Genomic DNA, 17,435 nt, shown 5'->3' with positions numbered 1-17,435 from the left:
CCGATGAAGACAGGAACCCCATGGACGCCGTATGGAAGACCATTAAGGAGCTCGCTCGGAGGTTCTCGGAGCGGGATGACGAGCGGGGTGTGACTACCGAGCAGCAGGCGATCCTCCAGGTGCTCAAGATCGGGGAGGAGTTCGGGGAGGCCGCGCAGGCCGTGATCGGCGTGCAAGGCACGAACCCGAGGAAGGGTCTCTCACATTCGTGGACGGACGTGCAGGCGGAGGTGGCGGACACCGCGATCACCGCGCTCGTCGCCCTGGCCCGGATGCGGCCGGACGACGCTGCCGAGTTCTTCGCCGGCGTGCTGGCGGACAAGTCGAGCCGGTTCCTCGGCCCTCCGCAGCCGTCGCTGGATGAGGCCGAGGAGGTGGGGGCCCTGTGACGGGCCCGTGGCTGCCGTCGTAGCGGGCTGCTGCCGGTCGATGGAAACGGGCAGAAGAGGATACGTCCAGTGCCTGGGGAGCCGTCGATGCGCGGATGGCGGCGCCGGGCATGGAGACACCCCCGAGCATCGGCGAATGGGCGGGGGTGTTCCGTACACCTCTTGGAAAGTGTGGTCCCAGTCTAACGGTGCGCCGGGGACGCTTGCGGGGGCCGCGTGCACCCCCTCCTCTTTACCCGTATTCTACTATGGAGCATTCGGGAGAGAGGTGGGGTTGTCGTGGCGAAGCCGCTGGTTATGGGCCGCAAGGAGATCGCCAAGGTGTACGGCATCGCACCCACGGCCGTGAGTGATCGTTGGGTTCCTCGCGGGGTGCTCTCGTACGAAGATGCCGTGATCGTCTCCGGCAAGCCGTACTGGCCTGGCGGCCTGGTGATCGACGTGGCGCTTCCGCCGGGGGGCCGTGGCCGGCAGCTGGATCTGGGTCTACTGGAGAAGCTGATCGAGGAGCAGGGTGCGACGTCGCGGCCGATGAAGGCCGAGGAGCTGCCGCCTCTGGTTGGTGCGCAGGAGTACGCGGAGCTGTTCGGCGTGGATCAGGTGAAGGTGAGCCAGGCGGCCCGCACGAGTGCCCGCGGCCAGCTGCCGGTCGCGGACTACTCGATGTCGGGGTCGTCGCTGTGGCTGCTGGACACGGTGCTCGCCGGCGCGGAGCACACGGTCAGGGTTTCGGCGGAGGCTCGCCGCAGTCCTGGGGAGTGGAAGCTGAACGAGTCGGTCGCGGAGCAGCTGAGGACGGGTACGTACGTGGGGCCGGGGTCGTCGATCAAGGCTCGCGGGAAGAAGGCGCTGGGGGAGGACCTCGAGGCGTAGGTTCTCTCCTCCGCTTCGACCGGCCGCCCCCGCTGGTCCCTTTCGGGGCCGGCGGGGGGTGCTGGCGTCTACGCCTGGGGCGGTCGGCCTTCGGGCTTGTCGGTGCCGAGCTGCTCGTTGAGCTTCTGCTGGACCATGTCGGTCTGGCTCTGGTACTTGTTTCCGGTCTTCGCATCGAAGGCGTCTCCGGCCTTCTCTACGCCCTGCCGGGCTGCGCCCTCGTGGCCTTTGAGTAGGCCTTTGAGCTTGTCGATCATCGACATGGCGTGTCTCCTTACGGATGTCGGCGGAAATAGCTTGGCGGCTTTTGTCCGGGCTCGCATCCGGAGGGTGCCGCGGATCCGTGCCGACTCTGGGGCGGCACGGGCGTGCCGGACGCTGATTGACACCCCCCCAAAGGAAGTAGAATTGCGATACAAGCAGGTGTTGCGGTTGATCCGCCGCGTCGGAGTGACGTAGAAATAGGCCATTACCTATGAGGGGGGAACTTCATGGCTTCCATGCAGCTCGAACTGCCGATGACGCCTCTGCGTCACCCGGACCGGGCCGGCGAGCCGCTGAGCATCCAGGATCGCTTCGAGGCGTTTCACCAGCTCAACCCCTGGATCCTCGGGAAGCTGGAAGCCATGACCGCCGACTGCGTCGAACGAGGGCTGCGGCGCGTAGGTATCGGGATGCTCTTCGAGGTCCTGCGCTACGAGTACGGCCGGGCCACGCGCGGCGACGTGTGGAAGTTGAACAACGACTACCGGTCGCGGTACGTCCGCCTCCTGCTTGAGCAGCACCCTGAATGGTCTTCGGTCTTCGAGACCCGGGGTCTGCGCAGCGCCTGAAATAGGCCACTACATATTTTCACCACCTCTTGGAGAGTCATGCCCACCCACCCCACCCCCAAGCTCCGCACCCGGAAGCCGACCGGCGTCATCCCCTGGCCGGTGATCCTCCTCGAAGGCGAGGAGAAGGCGGGCAAGAGCCACACGGCCGCCGCGTTCACCGGCTCCGACAAGACCGGGCAGGCGTACTGGCTGGAGCTCGGCGAGGACACCGCCGACGAGTACGCGAACGTCCCCGGCGCGGACTACCTGCTCATCGACCACAACGGCACCTATCTCGACATCCTCGGCCAGATCGAGGCAGTCCACGCGGAGGCGAAGCGGGCTGCGGCGGCGAAGGAGAAGCCGGTGGTCCTCGTCATCGACTCGGTGTCGATGCTGTGGCGGATGCTCGTGAACTGGACCAACGACCGGGCCAGGCGTTCGAACGCGGGCCAGAACAAGCTGAAAAGGGACCCCGACGCCGAGGTCAAGCCGTCGATGAACCTGTGGAACGACGCCGCCGAGAGGTGGAACAAGGTGATGTACCTGGTGCGCACCATGCCGGGCATCGTGATCCTGCTCGCGCGCGGCAAGGAAGTCGCGGCCGTCGACGGCAACGGTGACCCGATCCCCCGCACCAAGGACTGGCGGGTCGAGGGTCACAAGTCCCTCGCCTTCGATGCGACGGTCTGGGTGCGGCTGCGCCGCAACGAGGACCCGCAGATCGTCGGCGCCCGCTCCTTGAAGTTCGAGGTGCCGCGCGGCGAGGAGCCCAAGGACGCGCCGGGTCTGACCATCGAGCAGTTGGTGTTCGGGTGGATGGGCTGCGCGATCCACAACCAGCCTAGGGCGACCCCCGAGTTGACCGGGGACCTCGCGCAGGCATGGCTGCCGAAGGTCAACGAGGCTGCTGCGGCCGGCGTCGCCGAGCTCAAGAAGCTGTGGAAGCAGATCGAGAAGAACGAGAGCCTCACCCGCGACGAGGTCGTGGTGATCCGGGCCTCCATCGAGCAGAAGGCCGTCGCGTTGCAGAACCCGAAGCCGCTCGTGGACCCGACGAGTGATGCTGCCCGGCTGCGCGCCGCTGCGGCCGAGGAGGGCGGTCAGACCCCGCCCGACACCGCGTTCGACGAGTACGCGGCTGCCTGACCCTCTCCCCCGTTCCTTCCGGTCGGGCCTGCTGCGGCGGGCCCGACCGGTCGCACACCTCTTGGAGTCCGTTCATGACCATCACGGCAACAAGGCCAGTCCCCCGCGGGCCGGTATCCATCTGGGAGGCGGCGCACGCCGCCGATGCCCGTCGGCCCCGGTCGGTACAGACTCAGCTCGGGGCGTCGGACACGATCTGCATGCGCCGTGCCGGATACATCCTGGCAGGCACCCCTCGGACCAACAGCCCCGACAAGAAGACCGCGATCCTCGGCACGTACATCCACACGGGCCTGCTGGAAGACGCGCGGCGCGAGTACGGGTGGCTGGTCGAGCGGACGGTCCAGGACGACACGATCCGCGGGAACATCGATGTCGTGCAGTTGGACGCGGTGACGGCTGGGCGCCTGCCGAAGCGGCACCGGCCGAAGGTTGCTGCGGCGGTGCTGACGGTGGAGGACGTGAAGACGAAGTCGGGCCGGATCTGGGATCGGGTGGTGCGGTTCGGGCCAACGGCCGCCGAGATGCGCCAGGTCCTGTTGTACGCGAGCCTGCTGTGCACGGTGGGTTTCGCGGATATCCCCGGCCAGCGGTACTTGCACCGGCTCGGGCCGATCCCGGTCGAGCGGATCCGCTTCCGGTTCGTCAACCGCGACACCGGCGAGGAGTACATCGAGGAGTTCCCGTTCGACCCGTGGCTGGCCGCCGAGGCCCGCTGGTGGGTGGACCGGGTCATGGAGGCGGAGAGCCCGGAGGAGCTGCGCCGCGACCATGACGGTCCGGAGCTGTCCGCGATCTGCGACAACTGCGCCTTTCTTACTGCGTGCTGGCCCGATGCGGTGCCCGGAACACCCGCGCAGACGGCTCTCATCCACGATGACGAGGACCGGGCGAAGGCCCTGGCTCGCTACGTCCGTGCCCGCGAGCGCGGGCGGGAGGCGGAGCAGGTGAAGAAGCTGGTCCGCGCCATGGTCGATGCCTCGCCGGAGGGCAACTACGGCCCCAACCATCTCGGATGGGAGGGCGGCAAGGACAAGGAAGAGGCCGACGTCGAGGCGATGGTCGGCGCGTTCGAGGATGCCGACCTCGCCGTCCCCATGGTTCCCGACCAGGAGGCGATGATCCGGATCATGCGCCGCGCCGGCATGACGGTGCCGATGCGCAAGGCGCCGGGTAAGAAGTCGCCCCGCTCGATCAAGGTCTCGAAGGCCCGTCCGGCCGCCTGATGCCACCCCTGGCCGCCTCGCGCATACGGGGCGGCCCGTGACCCCAACGCACTCTGCTACACCGCTCATGCGCCCTTGGAGGCTCCCCCGTGACCATTCTTCGCCGCCACCTCAGCACCGGGTACACCGTGCTGCCGACGGCCACGCTCGAGGATGCGCGGTTGAGTTTCCGGGCGCGGGGCATCCTGGCGTACCTGCTGGCCAAGCCGGACTCGTGGAAGGTCGCTGCCGATCGAATCTCGAAGGCGGGCAAGGAGGGCATCGAGGCGGTCAGGACGGCGCTGCGGGAGTTGCGGGATGCCGGGTACTACCGGGTGGTGACCGAGCGCCTGGCGGACGGCACGTTCCATCGGATCACCGAGGTCTACGACCAGGCCCAGGAGTGGGCGGCGGAGGAGTTCCGGGAGGCGGAGGAGCGGCGGGCGGCGCGGCGGCGGAAGGCCGGGAGCCCGCCTTCGGCCGTCCAGAGTCCGGCCGGGCCGGCGCCTGAGGGCGAGGTGGGAACCGAAACCGGGTTTTCGGGGCTCGGTTCTCCGAGGTCTGGTTCTCCGGCCGCTGGTTCGCCGGGGCTTATAGGTAGTAACCAGAGCAAGTACTCAAAGAAGAACCCCCCAACCCCCGCAGCTGGCGCTGCCGGGGAGCCCGCTGCCGCAGCAGAGGAGACCCCGGCTGCGCCGCCGGGACTGGGGCGGTGCTCGGCGCATCCCGAGGGCGGCGGGCGTTCCTGCCGTGGCTGCGGAACGAGTCCTCGCCAGCAGAGGGCTGATGAGGAGCGTGCGAGGAAGGAGGAGGCTCGCGTCCGGGAGAGGGCCCGGGACGAGAAGGTGCTGAGTGAAGTTCGCTCCGACGGGGCGCCGTTGTCGTCGGTGGCAAGGGATGCGATCGCGGAGATCCGTGTGCGGTCGCGGGCAGCGAAGGAGGCCTCGGCTGCCGTGAATCCCCGGAACAGGAAATAGGCCACGATCTTTCTGTATCCTGACGCCGTCGCCTGATTGACACCCATACCCCGCGTAGTAGAATTACGATATGCGCGGAAGGGGCCCGCGATACCTCTTGGAGAGCACACATGAACCAGCCGCAGACCAACCAGGGCCGCGCGACCGTGGCGCCCGAATACCTGATGGACACACTGACCCGCGCCTGGGAGATCCACGTCAAGGACTCCGCCCCGCGGCCGACGATCCACCTCTACGTCGACCACTTCCAGGTCACGACACAGAAGCCCCAAGGCGCGCTGGACTGGACACTGGTCTCCGTGCGGGAGTTCACCGACCACCGACCCCGGCTCGGCCTATCGATGACCGCGATGCCGTGGCAGGTCAGCTCCGCCCTGACGGCCGTCCTTGAGCAGGTGCGGGAGCAGGAGTTCACCGACTCCCGCACACTCCAGTACAGCTGACCCTTCGACCGCGTATGGCGGCCTAGAAATAGGCTGCTACACATTCGAGGAGCAACCATGAAGTCTTCCGCCACCCCGGCTGTCGGCACGGCGCTCACCGATGACGACATCCACATGGCGGTGCGGGACCTCTTCACCCCGGGGCAGCTCGCCGAGTTCGTGGACCTGCCGTACAACTACCAGCGCGCCCAGTGGGGTGAGCAGCAGCTCCTGGGCCCCGACCGGCGGCCACAGATGCGCCGCGTGCCCGGCGAGCCGGAGGCGGGAGCCCTGTGCACCTGGACCCAGGCGGTGCGCGGCTTCACCTACCGGGTCGAGGCGGCCACCGGTGCCCGGTCGGGCCTCGTGGCCTGGGTCGACGCGTCCGAGCTGATCGACCAGCGCCTGACGCCCGTGCGCTACGGGGCACTGCGCCAGGCCGTGGACGCCGCGATGGCGCATGGACGGACCTACCACCGCGGACCAGTCCCCTTCCGGGACACGGAGGCATGGCAGGCCCTCGCCTACCGGCCGTGGGCGCGCACCGCCGCCGGCCTGGCCCTGAGGGCGTCGGCGGCCAAGGAGGCCATCACGCCCGCACCACACCCCCAGCCCGCCCTGTTCTGACCGCCCGCCCGCCGAGAAGGTGACAGCCGTGATCAATTCGACCGCCACGACGTCCTGGATGGAGCTGGCGCCGTGCGTCGGCGTCCCGGAGTTCGTCTTCGATCCGCCTTTGACCCGCAAGTCCGCCAAGGAGCTGGGCGAGATCACCAAGCCCCTGGTGCGCACCTGTCTGGGCTGCCCAGTGATGCAGGAGTGCTACGACCGCGTTCGCCCGCGGGGCTCTCAGTTCGACGGCGTGTGCTCCGCGCGGGTGTGGATCAACGGAAGGGTCGTCGATTCGGCGGAATCGGCGCCCGCACTCCCGAAGGGGCTGCCCTCGCGGGCCGGCGTGTGCGGCGAGAGCAGCGGTGTGAAGGGGCATCGGCTCAACGGTGAGCCGCTCTGCGGGCAGTGCCGCGTCACGGCGCAGCGCGCGCAGTCCCGGGCGGCGGGGGCGGCCACGATCCGCAAGCGGGGTGCGCTCAGCGCCCGCAAGGCCGCGTCCGACCACAGCCTAGCCATCAGCGCGCCGAGCCTGTGACCTGCGGGTTTACATTGACACCCCCTCTAGAGATAGTAGAATGGAGATATCAGGGAGGGGGAAAGCCCCTTCCAAACACCCGCCGGAAGGAAGCCCGTGGACAGCATCCCGATCCCCGACCCGCTCGCCGTTCTGCACGTCGCCCGGAATTACGCCATCACCGAGCAGCAGGCGGAAGTCGCCCTCACATGGGCCTCGGTCAACATGGCCGTCCAGTGGTCGGAGTTCGCCGTGGCCGCCGGACTCGACGAGGCCGACGGTGACGCGATGAGCCGCTGGAGCCAGCAGTTCCCGACCGTCCAAATCGAGGCGCTGGACGAGGCGATCGCGAGCGTTACGGCGGCCCCGGCTCCCGTACTCAAGCCAGTTGATCAGCTGCTGGCCGAAGTGCGCCGCGCTCCCGCCCCGTCCCTGTGCCGCCCGGCGAGCCCGATGCGCACCAACCGCCGTCGCGTCCACATCCGCTGAGCGCACCTCTTCCCGGCCCGCCCCGCCACCGGGGCGGGCCGCGTCATGCCGCCACCCGACACACCACATGGAGGACCTGATGGGCGCCATCACCTTTTACGACATCGCCGCCGGAGACGACCCCGACAAGGCCTTCGAGGCGATCCGCAACGAAGCCCTGTACGAGCACGGCCACCGGGAAGGCACCGGCAGCATCGCGGAGAAGGACAGCTTCGTCGTCATCGACGAACCCCGCCGATCCGAGCGCGCCGCATACCGCCGGGCTTCCGAGCTGATCGACGCCAACGACCCGCGCATCGAAAACAAGTGGGGACCGGCGGGCGCATTGCCGGTCACCACGTCCAACGCCGAGAACGGCTGGCTGTTCTTCGGCTGGGCCAACGACTGAGCCCCCACGGCGCGCCGGCACGGGCGCGCCGCCCGCACCTCTTGGAACCCGGAAGAAGCACATGTCCTTCAAGCACCTGCCGCTCCTCGGAACGGCGGAGATCATCGCGACTCTGAACCTGAGCAATGCCCAGACCCAGAGCGCCGCCTCTCTGGCGCACACCGTCGCCCGCCGCGCCTGGGCACGCCAGCCCGGACACAAGCACGGCCAGGGATACGAGGAGTTCGCCGCCGCGATACCGGCCTGCAGCTGGCTGACGATGTTCGAGGTCGGGGCGCTCCTCCAGCTCGGCCGCCGCTGCGAGGCCGACAACCTGATGGCCGCCGCCCGCCTCGTCCACCAGGCCCGCGCTCACGAGGGCGTACGCCCGTGATTCACGCTCGGCCCGGCTTCACGTCCCTGAACCTCACCTGCGCCACCCGCCGCGACCGGAGATCGAGAAGCGTCATGACCGAGTACCTCATCGAGCAGATCCGCGCCACGGCCCGGCTCCTCGCCACCAACCCCGCCCGCGACGCACACCGGCAGATCGCCGACTCCCCGGACACGAAGCAGTCTTGGCGGAACCTGAGTCCCGAGGAGCGCCGCTCGATCCTGCTCGTCGTCAGCTGGGGGACACGATCTGTCGAAGTGATCCAGGACGGAACGATGGACAGCCTCCACGCGGACGCGCTGACGTCCGTCGCACGGATCTGGGCCGAGGACCACCCCTTCGGCGGCGTCGAGGAGTTCTGCACCTCCGCGCACGAGGCGATCGAGCTCTCCCGCCTTCTGACGCTCGGCCCCGATCTGGACATGTCCCTGCGGCTCTCGCTCGCGCTGACGACCCTCATCCCCTTCGACGAGTGACCGGTACCGGCCCCGCGCAGGCCGCCCGCCAGCGGGGAATCCCGGCTGCCCTGCTCTCACTTCAACTCGACTGGAGCCTCACGTGCTCGACTTCTACATGACCCGCACGGCGCTGATCATGGCCGCAAACCTCCTGCGAGTGCCCTCCGAGCGCCGCACCCCGCTGGAACTCGCCAAGGACGCGGGGCTGCTGGAGCTGTGGGAACACACCTCCCCGGAAACGCGCCGGACGCTGCTCCTCCAGGCAGCGTGGGAGGCCCGCGGTGCGTTCCTCGGCGAAGCCGAGGATGACGCGGTGCGCTACGCCGGATACCTGGCGGAAGCTGCCGCCGACGCCGTCCGCGGCGGCATGACCCAGCGGTCCGACTTCACGCATCTCGAGAGCCCACATTTCCTGGTCGCCCAGTCTCTGGTTTTCGATCGGGAGGACACGTCGATTTCGCTCGTTGCGACGCTGACCCTCGCAGCCCGCATCCCCTCCGGGTGGTCGGCGTGAAAGCCGGATGCCGTGTGTGGCTGCGCCAGCAGGACGGCAGGAACGTCCGCGACCACGAGGGCGACCCCGTGTCCTTCCACGTGATCGAGGTCCAGACCCACCGCTGGGGAACGCTCTGCGAACTCGCCTCAGACGACCCCGTCATTCACATCCTCTACGCAGGCTGGCACCCCGCCGGCCGACTCACCCCGGATCTGACCGGAAGGACATCATCGTGACGATCACGATCACCCATACCCGCCGCGAAGGCACCCTCATCGGGGGAACGGCGCGCGGTGACGGCTCCGCCGACATCTTGAAGCTGCGCCAGTGGGGGGCCACCTTGCGGCAGCCCGCCAAGTGGTCGCGGACGCTGGGCTGCTGGTACCTGCCGTTCTCTCGTGACAAGGCCACCTACAGGCCGAACCTGGAGAGCCTCGCGGCGAAGCTGCGGGAGAAGGGCTTCGAGGTGACCCTGGAGATAGACGAGGGCGTTCGGCGTACCTTCACTGAGGCCGAGGAGGACCGCACCGAACGCGCGGGGGACCGCGCCGATCGGTTCTCGGGGTACGCGGACAACGCGGCCTCCCGCTCCGAGTCGGCGTACGCCGAATCGCACCGGATCGCGGACGGCATCCCCTTCGGTCAGCCGATCCTTCCCGGGCACCACTCCCAGCGGCGCGCTGAGCGGGACCGTGACCGCATCCACGCCGGGATGGAGAAGTCGATCCGCGAGGGTGAACGGGCCTCGTACTGGTCGGACCGGACCCGGGCGGCCGAGAACTACGAGAAGCACAGGCAGGACCCATTCCGTACCCTGCGGCGATTGAAGCGGCTGGGCGCGGACCTGCGGGAGCAGGAGCGGTACCACGCGGAAGCCGTCGAGAACGGCTACAGCTCCGTCGACCGGCACGCCCACCTCATCCAGGACCTGACGGAGGAGATCGCCCACTGGGAGAGGATCGTCCAGCAGGCGAAGGACAAGGGCGTGAAAATCTGGGAGCCCGCCGACTTCGCCCCCGGGGACTTCGTGCTCTACTCCGGCCACGCCTGGTACCAGGTGGCACGGGTCAACACGCAGAGCCTGTCCATCGCGTGGAACCTGCGGCTGGCCGCCAGGCAGGTCATGAGCCTGGAGGACGCCACGTTCAACGGCGGCCGGATCGGTACGCACACCGTGGACTACACGCAGGTCCGGGCGCGATGCCCCGAGGAGGCGATGCGCGTATTCCTCGCCGACGGCAAGGTGCCCGGCACCAAGGCGGCCCGTGAAGCCTCCGAGGCCGCGCCGGCCGAGGCCATCCGCGAGGCCCAGGCGGCGGCGAAGAAGGCCGCGCCGAAGCCGCGCACCGACCCGAGGGTCCCGAAGCGGGTCAAGGTCGAATGCCGGTGGGACGCCACCGAGGCCAAGCTGACGTGGCTCAACGGGCGCAGCCAGCCGCACAAGGACCACCCAGCGATGGTGATCAAGGCGCCGGACGGAGGGAAGTTCACCGAGTCGGTGTGGTCGGCGTCGCTGCTGTCGGAGGTCGCCGCACGGCTGGGCAAGGCGGGGTTCGCGTGCCGGGGAGGCTGGCGCGGCGGACCGGGGAGCGGCCTGGTCGCCGCCATCGAGCCCGTCCGGGCGTCGGAGCCCGAGGCTCCCGTGGCCGACGAGGTCCCGGTGGTCGAGGAGCGAGCAGTTCTGGAGCCCTCCGAGGGGACGCTCGTGGGCCTGGACCAGCCCGCCGCCTAGGGGGGTGCTGGCGGGTTGAGATGGCTTGACCCCACCCCCATGCATAGTAGAATTCAGGTATGAGGTGAGGGGGTAGGTGGTACAGCCACCGCCCCCTCACCGCCCTCCATCCGCCCCACTCCAGGGAGACATGCATGCCCGACCACCCCTACCTGAATGCCTACCTGTTCGGACTCCCGCCCAGCCCGCGCAACGTCACCTCCGCCGCGCTGGCCCTCGCCCGGATCGACACCCTGGGATGGGCCCCCCTGCGGGGCTACCCGGGCTCCGATGTGAACTGGCCCGTGGCCTGCATGCTGTGCGGCTGGCAGGGCGTCCGCTTCTACAGCCACCTGCGGCGAGCGCAGCCGCCGGGCCGCCACTCGGGGTGCGCCCCGAAGGCCGACTTCCCACCCCTCCTGGACGCTCTCGCCTCCACCTCCCGCGGCTCCTGCCCCTGCCGAACGCGTCACGCCGTCACCGCCCAGGAGTTCTTCACGGCAGCCCACCAACTGCTGCTCGCCCACAGCGATGGTGACGAGGCGAAAGCCCTCCTCCTCGCGGAGCGACTGCTTGGCGCCTGCCCCGCCACGGCCCGGCGCGGCCGGGCCGCACTGGCCACTTTCCCCCGAACCTGACCCACGAGACCGAGAGCGGCACATGACCCCCTTCAAGACGGGCGACCGGGTAGGCGTCCTATACCTGTCCACAGCCCACAGCACGTTCGTGGCCTACAACCGGCACGTCCTGGACGTCGCACCGGACGGCGAGTACGGCCAGCGCGTATGGGTGGAGATGCCAGACAACTGCGTCGGCGGCCCCGTCCTCGAGATGCCCGCCGACCCGGACCTCATCAACGGCATGGAGGCGGACCCGATCACCTCCCAGTCGACCGGAATGCTGGAGGCCAACCTGGACTGGCACGTCGCCATGCCCATTCCCGACGCCGAGGCCCCGTCCTGGCCCTCGGGGCGCCACGGCGACGTGGTCCACGTGCCGGTGACGGCACGGGAGCGCAGCACCCACGCCGCCAAGGCTGTGATGTTCGTGGAGCAGCTGCGCATCTGCGACCCGGCGGCGTACAGCCGGTGGATGGCCGCATTCAACGCGCGGGTCGCCTTGCTGGAGGCTGGGCAGTGACCGGCGCCGGCCGGACCTCTGCGCAGGCTGCGGGGGTATGGCGTGCCCGCTTCCGCAAGCCGGGCACCACGCTGGAGTGGCGCACCATCGTGCCCGCTCGGCGCATGGGCGGCCGCGGTTGGGCGCGGTCGGAGGCTGCGGCGCCACACGACGCCGCGAGCGCGAACTCGTTCGGCGACGACTGGCCGCTGGCGCGGCTGTACGAGCTGACGTACGTGCCGGTCCTCCGCTCGCGGGAGAGGGCTCTCGCCTGGGCGGCCCTGCGGGACGTCGGCGCGGTGTCGCCCTTCCGAGGCTGGGTCCCCAGCTCGGACCCCGGGGGGCCGCTGCGCGACGGCTCATGGAGGGAGCGCCTGGCGGAGGCGCACGCGGAGTTCCATGAGCGCCTGATCGGACACGGTGACGGCCTCCCGGAGATCATGGCCGCGCTCGACGGCTCACCGCAGCGGTGGGACGTCGAGGCGTACCGCGACGCTTCCGGCGCCGTCAACTGGGTCGCGATGCAGGCGGACATCCACGGTGCGGCGATGTCGATGCTGCGGCAGACGCCGTACGGCATGGTCTGGATAGACCAGGGCTGACCTGACCGAACTCGATTCCGAGCAGGGTTGACCCCCACCCCATAGATAGTAGAATTCAGGTATCAGTTGGAGGGGCCACCCTCCGACTCCAGACCCGCCCCGCCTCCCCGGCGGGGCGGGTCTCCCCGTTTCAGCACCCCCTCACCAAGGAGTAGCCGCGTGTCCCTTCAACTGGACCTCTTCGCGAACGCCGAGCCCGACCCCGCTCCGGCTCCCCCGGCGTTCACGGCCAAGTCGCCCCGAACCCCGCGCCCCACCCCCGCCGCAGCCCCCGCAGCGACGGCGGCGCTCCGGTCCGACCACAGGCCGAGGCCCACCGGAACGCACGACCTCCACTCCAAGGCATTCGCCCTCGGCGAGGCGGTCACCGACGCCTGGAACCAGGCGCACGGCGGGTCGGACATCGCCGTACCGATCGGACTCGTCGCCGCCCTCTCCCTCATACGGCAGAAGGACACCACCGGCCCCAGCCTTAAGGCACAGATCCTCGGCCTGGACGGGACCGAGCTGATCGAGATGTACCGGCACATCTGGGCGCAGCACTGGGCACACCGGCCCGACCTCATCGACCGGGCCCGCATCCTGCACGAGTGGCTCAACGACGCGAGCGCGCCGGACAAGGACCGGATCTACGCCGTCCGGCGCGTCACGCAGGCCGCCCTGCAGGGGGGCATCCTCGACCTGACGGGACACCCCGACCCGTACGAGCGGTCGCACACCGACGTCCTGTCGCACGTGATGATGCTGCTGCGCAGCAACAGCGCCCGGCAGGGCCTGGGCGAATACCACACGCCCCCGCCGATCGCCGAGACCCTGGCCGAAGTCACCGCACTGGTGGGGCTGGAGTCGAAGGAGCCTGAGGCGGGCCAGCACATCCACGACCCGGCCGGCGGAAGCGGCGGCCTGCTTCGCGCGGCCGCACAGGCGCTGCGCCGCCGCGGCTTCGACCCCGCCGACTTCCAGTGGTCGATGGTCGACATCGACCGGATCGCCGCCGCCTGCGGGGCCGTCAACATGATCGTCTGGGGCATGGGCATGCGGGTGACCGTGGCGCGTGACGACGCCCTGGTCAACGCGCGCGCCGTCGAGGATGCCATGGCTCACGCCCGGGCGGTGATCGCCGGCCGGGACGAGATGCTGGGCAAGGCGAAGATCATCGCGGCCATCCGTCGGACGCAGCGCCTCCTGGAAGAGGTCGCGGCGTGAAGGCGATCAGCTTCGGCGGAGGCGCCCAGAGCATGGGGCTGATGGTCCTGGCGGCCCGCGGTCAGATCCCGCACCGTACGTTCCTCTTCGCCAACGTGGGCGACGACTCGGAGGATCCGCGCACGCTCGACTACGTGGAGCGGGTGGCCGCGCCGTACGCCCGCGCGAACGGCCTCGACCTGCACATCCTGGACCGGGTCACGCGCTCCGGCCGCCGCGAGACGCTGTGGGGGCGACTGATGCGGCCCGGATCGCGGTCCCTGCCCATCCCGGTCCGGATGTCGAACGGCGCTCCGGGCACACGCTCGTGCACGAAGGACTTCAAGATCACGGTGACGGGGAGGTGGCTCCGCGCGCACGGCGCCGGCCCCAGCACGCCCGCCGAGGTGGGGATCGGGATCTCCCTGGACGAGATCGGCCGGGCTTCGAACCGGCACGTCGAGCCGTACGAGCAGGTGACCTATCCGCTGCTGGACTTGAAGATGCGGCGGGCGGACTGCCTGTCGGTCATCGCGGACGAGGGGCTTGAAGTGCCGTCCAAGTCGGCGTGCTGGTTCTGTCCGCTGAAGTCGAGGGCGGGCTGGTCGGAGCTGCTCCGGGATCGGCCGGTCCTCTTCGAGCGGGCGTGTGAGCTGGAGGAGACGCTGATCGCCCGGCGGGCCGCGCTGGATCGGGATCCGGTGTACCTGACGCGCACCGGTCGACCGCTGGCGGAGGCCGTATCGGCCGCGCAGGATGAGCTGCCGCTCGATGTCGGCTGCGATTCCGGGTGGTGCATGACCTAGCCACCCCCTACCTGACCTGCGGTGATCTGATTGACACCCCCCTTATGCATAGTAGAATTTAGATATGAGCTGAGGGGGAAGCCCTCAGCCACCACGAAGGGAACACACCGTGACCGACCCGGAGATCGCACTGCGCGTCGACCTCAACGGCAACATCCGCGAGCTCGACATCGGCACCGTGCGCAGCCAGCAGATCCGGATCATCGGCCGCGCCCTCCTCGACAACATCCAGGCCGTCGACTTCATCCGGCAGCCCACCGACCCCGACATCGTGATCATGGCCCGCGCCCACCGCTCCTGGCAGGCCCCCAACCTGCACGCCGCCCGAGCCGTACACGAACTCGCCGCCCCCCTTCCGCACTTGATCGAGGGTGAGGTCGTCTTCGTCGGCTACACCGCCTCCGGAGACCTCACCGGCCTACCCACCGACGCCGCCGCCGTGATCCGCGCCGCCTGCCAGAACCGCTGACCAACCACCTCTTGGAGAGCACCACATGAGCACCGACACCGCACCGCGCCTGTCCCTCGTCGACCTCTACATCGTGGGCGACCTCATCGCCGCCAGGCTCGGCGAGCCCTGGACGAAGTTCGACGACACCGCCGACGCCCACACCATCAACTTCGGGCACGCTGACGGCCACACCATCACCGTCCGGCGCCTGTGGGACGGCGTCGGTGCCCAGACCTCCCTGCGCATGGAAGGCCAGCCCACCTACAACGCCGGAGTCGTGTTCAGCGACACCGAGGCCACCAGTGACACCCTCGTCAAGGCCATCGAGGAACGCCTCCTGCCCGCCGTCAACGGCCATCGCCCCAAGCTCCAGCAGAGCGGCACCCGTTGGCCGCCGAAGGACGCGACCAGCACACAGCCCTCGGCCGAAGGTGAGTCGTCTCCGGACTCCCCCGCCGGCAGCGAGCCCGCCGAGCCGGTCAGCCCTCCCGCCGCTACCGTCGCACCGCCCGCCCCGCCCGCCCCGTCCGCCGCGAAGTCCCCGGCGAAGGAGACCCCCGCGGCCAGGGCGAAGCCGGTGACCCTCGCGAAGAAGACCGACACCCCGCGCCGCACCACCAAGACCAGTACGGCCCCCAAGCGCGCCGCGACCCGCAAGACCCCCGCCGCCGCCTGACGAGCCCCTTCGGTGCGGGCGGCGACCCCGCCCGCACCCCCAACCCGTAAAGGACCTCTCACATGACCGCTACCGCGATCGAGCCCACCGGCACCACCACGACCGGCATCGCCGCCTACGAAGGCCGCTTCGGCTGGTACGACCCCCGCGAACTGGTCATCGACCCGTTCAACCACCGCAAGACCCGGGGCGAGGACGACAACGGCACCGAACCCGACCAGGCCCTCATCGACTCCGTCATGGAGTTCGGCGTCAACGCCCCGCTGCTGCTGCGCCCGCAGACCGGGGCCCAGGACGGCGCCCTCGGAGTCGTCTTCGGCCAGCGCCGCATGAAGGCCGCGATCATCGCCGCCGAACGAGCCATCGAAGCGGGCCAGCAGATCCGCCTCGTGCCGGCCATCGTCCGCGACGACCTGCGCGACGTGGACGACGAGGCCCTGGCCCTGTCCGTCATCGAGAACGTCCACCGCCGCCAAGCCACCGCCCTCGACGTCCTGGACGCCGCAGAGCAGCTGTCGCTCATGCCCGTCGGCAAGCTGCGCAAGAAGCGCGCCGCCCGCGCCCTGGGCATCAAGCCCGAGGAGGTCGCCGCCGCCCCGCAGGCAGCCAAGCTCAGCGACCGGGCACTGCGTGAAGCCAATGCCGCCGCCTTCGACCTGGTGGAGATGGCCGACTACCACTCCGTCGAGACGCTCGGCGGGGCCCTGACCATCCTCAAGCGCGCCAAGGCGAAGGACTCGGAGGAAGGCGACTCCTCGCGCGGCCACTGGGCGCACGCCCTTGCCGAGCTCCGTCAGAAGCAGAAGGACGAGGCGGAGCGGGCCCGCCTCATAGCCGACCTCAAGGCCAAGGACATCCCGGTCGTCGCCTGGAGCGCGCACCGCGAGCACGGCACCTCGCGCAGCCTCAGCGACCTCGTCAGCGACATCGGCAACCCCATGACGGTCGAGCTGCACCAGGAGTGCCCGGGTCACGCGGTCAGCCTGATCCCCGGAGACACCGAGGTCGAGTGGCTGTGCACCGACTGGAAGAGGTACGACCACGAACTCACCGACAGCAAGAGCGCCGCAGCCAAGGCCCCCAAGTCGACGCCCGAGGAGTTGGAAGCCGTGCGCCAGGTGCGGCGCTACAACAAGGCGTGGCGGACCGCCCGCGAGGTTCGCCGCGAGTACATCACCCAGCTGTGCGCGGCCGGCGGTGAGGCGAACGACGCGACGTGGGTGCTGATCCTGTCCACGATCACCGGCACCTCCAGCAGCTACGGACGCGCAGCATCCCGCCCGAAGACGGACCTGATCAGCTCCTTCCTCGGCATGAAGGACCCGAACGAGGGCCTCACCCACTGGGAGCGCGTGACCAAGCCGTTCGAGCCGGTGATCGCCACCACCGCCAAGACGCGACGCTGGCGCCTGCTGCTGGCCCAGGTGGCCGCCATGTTCGAGAGCGAGGTCATGCACGACGGAGCGTGGCGCCACATCGACCAGGACACGGTGACCTGGCTCTCGTTCCTCAAGGAGCAGGGCTACAAGCTGAGCGAGGTCGAGGCCGAGATCCTGGCGGAGGGCATCAAGAAGCACAAGCCCAAGCAGAAGAAGACCAAGTAGCTCCCACTCCCCTTCCCGGGGGGGGGGGGGGGGGGGGGGGGGGGGGGGGGGGGGGGGGGGGGGGGGAGAGGGGGGGGGGGGGAGGGGGGGGGGGGAAGCACAACAACACGAGCACCCTTTA

25 protein-coding genes are annotated in these 17,435 nt (G+C 69.6%); 24 read left to right on the top strand and 1 reads right to left on the bottom strand.

The features are described from left to right. Window positions 1–20 precede the first annotated feature (20 nt). Window positions 21–389 (top strand): MazG-like family protein, encoded by a 369-nt coding sequence (locus tag ACZ4UB_RS09760; protein ID WP_468069432.1) that lies wholly within the window; start codon window positions 21–23, stop codon window positions 387–389. Window positions 390–668: 279 nt separating this feature from the next. After that, window positions 669–1,262 (top strand): hypothetical protein, encoded by a 594-nt coding sequence (locus ACZ4UB_RS09755; protein ID WP_468069429.1) that lies wholly within the window; start codon window positions 669–671, stop codon window positions 1,260–1,262. A gap of 68 nt (window positions 1,263–1,330) precedes the next feature. On the opposite strand, the gene ACZ4UB_RS09750 is transcribed toward ACZ4UB_RS09755, so the two are convergent. Then, window positions 1,331–1,525 (bottom strand): antitoxin, encoded by a 195-nt coding sequence (locus ACZ4UB_RS09750; protein WP_468069426.1) that lies wholly within the window; start codon window positions 1,523–1,525, stop codon window positions 1,331–1,333. A 228-nt stretch (window positions 1,526–1,753) separates the two neighbouring features. On the opposite strand from ACZ4UB_RS09750, the gene ACZ4UB_RS09745 reads away from it, so the two are divergent. The 22 genes from ACZ4UB_RS09745 (at window position 1,754) to ACZ4UB_RS09640 (ending at window position 17,314) form a co-directional block, all read left to right on the top strand. After that, the gene (locus ACZ4UB_RS09745) at window positions 1,754–2,095 is read left to right on the top strand and encodes a hypothetical protein (protein WP_468069424.1); all 342 of its coding nucleotides are present in this window, start codon (window positions 1,754–1,756) and stop codon (window positions 2,093–2,095) included. A gap of 39 nt (window positions 2,096–2,134) precedes the next feature. Then, window positions 2,135–3,226 (top strand): AAA family ATPase, encoded by a 1,092-nt coding sequence (locus ACZ4UB_RS09740; protein WP_468069422.1) that lies wholly within the window; start codon window positions 2,135–2,137, stop codon window positions 3,224–3,226. Between the two features lie 74 nt (window positions 3,227–3,300). Continuing rightward, window positions 3,301–4,452 (top strand): PD-(D/E)XK nuclease family protein, encoded by a 1,152-nt coding sequence (locus ACZ4UB_RS09735; RefSeq protein ID WP_468069420.1) that lies wholly within the window; start codon window positions 3,301–3,303, stop codon window positions 4,450–4,452. Window positions 4,453–4,541: 89 nt separating this feature from the next. Next, window positions 4,542–5,408: a hypothetical protein gene (locus tag ACZ4UB_RS09730; RefSeq protein ID WP_468069418.1), complete on the top strand. Its 867-nt coding sequence runs from the start codon at window positions 4,542–4,544 to the stop codon at window positions 5,406–5,408. 110 nt (window positions 5,409–5,518) lie between these two features. Next, window positions 5,519–5,851, top strand: coding sequence for a hypothetical protein (locus ACZ4UB_RS09725; RefSeq protein WP_468069416.1), 333 nt, complete (start codon window positions 5,519–5,521; stop codon window positions 5,849–5,851). A 57-nt stretch (window positions 5,852–5,908) separates the two neighbouring features. Continuing rightward, window positions 5,909–6,457, top strand: a complete 549-nt coding sequence (locus ACZ4UB_RS09720; protein ID WP_468069414.1) for a hypothetical protein — start codon at window positions 5,909–5,911, stop codon at window positions 6,455–6,457. 28 nt (window positions 6,458–6,485) lie between these two features. Continuing rightward, window positions 6,486–6,977: a hypothetical protein gene (locus tag ACZ4UB_RS09715; RefSeq protein ID WP_468069412.1), complete on the top strand. Its 492-nt coding sequence runs from the start codon at window positions 6,486–6,488 to the stop codon at window positions 6,975–6,977. Window positions 6,978–7,073: 96 nt separating this feature from the next. Next, window positions 7,074–7,445: a hypothetical protein gene (locus tag ACZ4UB_RS09710; RefSeq protein ID WP_468069410.1), complete on the top strand. Its 372-nt coding sequence runs from the start codon at window positions 7,074–7,076 to the stop codon at window positions 7,443–7,445. Window positions 7,446–7,524: 79 nt separating this feature from the next. Continuing rightward, on the top strand, window positions 7,525–7,833 hold the full coding sequence (locus ACZ4UB_RS09705; RefSeq protein ID WP_468069408.1) for a hypothetical protein: 309 nt from the start codon (window positions 7,525–7,527) through the stop codon (window positions 7,831–7,833). A gap of 61 nt (window positions 7,834–7,894) precedes the next feature. Then, window positions 7,895–8,206 (top strand): hypothetical protein, encoded by a 312-nt coding sequence (locus ACZ4UB_RS09700; protein ID WP_468069406.1) that lies wholly within the window; start codon window positions 7,895–7,897, stop codon window positions 8,204–8,206. Window positions 8,207–8,280: 74 nt separating this feature from the next. Then, window positions 8,281–8,682: a hypothetical protein gene (locus tag ACZ4UB_RS09695; protein WP_468069404.1), complete on the top strand. Its 402-nt coding sequence runs from the start codon at window positions 8,281–8,283 to the stop codon at window positions 8,680–8,682. 82 nt (window positions 8,683–8,764) lie between these two features. Then, window positions 8,765–9,178 carry a hypothetical protein gene (locus ACZ4UB_RS09690; protein WP_468069402.1) on the top strand — a complete coding sequence of 138 codons (414 nt, stop codon included), beginning with the start codon at window positions 8,765–8,767 and terminating at the stop codon, window positions 9,176–9,178. Beyond that, window positions 9,175–9,396 (top strand): hypothetical protein, encoded by a 222-nt coding sequence (locus ACZ4UB_RS09685; RefSeq protein WP_468069400.1) that lies wholly within the window; start codon window positions 9,175–9,177, stop codon window positions 9,394–9,396. The genes ACZ4UB_RS09690 and ACZ4UB_RS09685 overlap by 4 nt, the downstream gene beginning before the upstream one ends. Beyond that, a complete protein-coding gene (locus ACZ4UB_RS09680) occupies window positions 9,393–10,892 on the top strand; it encodes a DUF3560 domain-containing protein (protein WP_468069399.1) in 1,500 nt (499 codons plus the stop codon). Before ACZ4UB_RS09685 ends, ACZ4UB_RS09680 begins: the two co-directional genes overlap by 4 nt. A gap of 134 nt (window positions 10,893–11,026) precedes the next feature. After that, window positions 11,027–11,509 (top strand): hypothetical protein, encoded by a 483-nt coding sequence (locus ACZ4UB_RS09675; RefSeq protein WP_468069397.1) that lies wholly within the window; start codon window positions 11,027–11,029, stop codon window positions 11,507–11,509. A 22-nt stretch (window positions 11,510–11,531) separates the two neighbouring features. Next, complete coding sequence (locus tag ACZ4UB_RS09670) at window positions 11,532–12,011, top strand: hypothetical protein (RefSeq protein ID WP_468069395.1); 480 nt, start codon at window positions 11,532–11,534, stop codon at window positions 12,009–12,011. Beyond that, complete coding sequence (locus ACZ4UB_RS09665) at window positions 12,008–12,592, top strand: hypothetical protein (protein ID WP_468069393.1); 585 nt, start codon at window positions 12,008–12,010, stop codon at window positions 12,590–12,592. Before ACZ4UB_RS09670 ends, ACZ4UB_RS09665 begins: the two co-directional genes overlap by 4 nt. A 159-nt stretch (window positions 12,593–12,751) precedes the next feature. After that, on the top strand, window positions 12,752–13,798 hold the full coding sequence (locus ACZ4UB_RS09660; RefSeq protein WP_468069391.1) for an N-6 DNA methylase: 1,047 nt from the start codon (window positions 12,752–12,754) through the stop codon (window positions 13,796–13,798). Beyond that, window positions 13,795–14,583: a phosphoadenosine phosphosulfate reductase gene (locus ACZ4UB_RS09655; RefSeq protein WP_468069389.1), complete on the top strand. Its 789-nt coding sequence runs from the start codon at window positions 13,795–13,797 to the stop codon at window positions 14,581–14,583. The genes ACZ4UB_RS09660 and ACZ4UB_RS09655 overlap by 4 nt, the downstream gene beginning before the upstream one ends. A gap of 109 nt (window positions 14,584–14,692) precedes the next feature. Next, entirely contained in the window at window positions 14,693–15,052 is a 360-nt protein-coding gene (locus ACZ4UB_RS09650; protein ID WP_468069387.1) for a hypothetical protein, read from the top strand. A gap of 25 nt (window positions 15,053–15,077) precedes the next feature. Next, window positions 15,078–15,710 (top strand): hypothetical protein, encoded by a 633-nt coding sequence (locus ACZ4UB_RS09645; protein ID WP_468069385.1) that lies wholly within the window; start codon window positions 15,078–15,080, stop codon window positions 15,708–15,710. 62 nt (window positions 15,711–15,772) lie between these two features. Further along, complete coding sequence (locus ACZ4UB_RS09640) at window positions 15,773–17,314, top strand: ParB/RepB/Spo0J family partition protein (protein WP_468069383.1); 1,542 nt, start codon at window positions 15,773–15,775, stop codon at window positions 17,312–17,314. Window positions 17,315–17,435 lie beyond the last annotated feature (121 nt).

The organism is Streptomyces sp. NPDC028419, assembly GCF_055565515.1.
The sequence above is the reverse complement of the archived record's forward strand: the minus strand, read 5'-3'. Positions and strand labels throughout refer to the sequence as shown.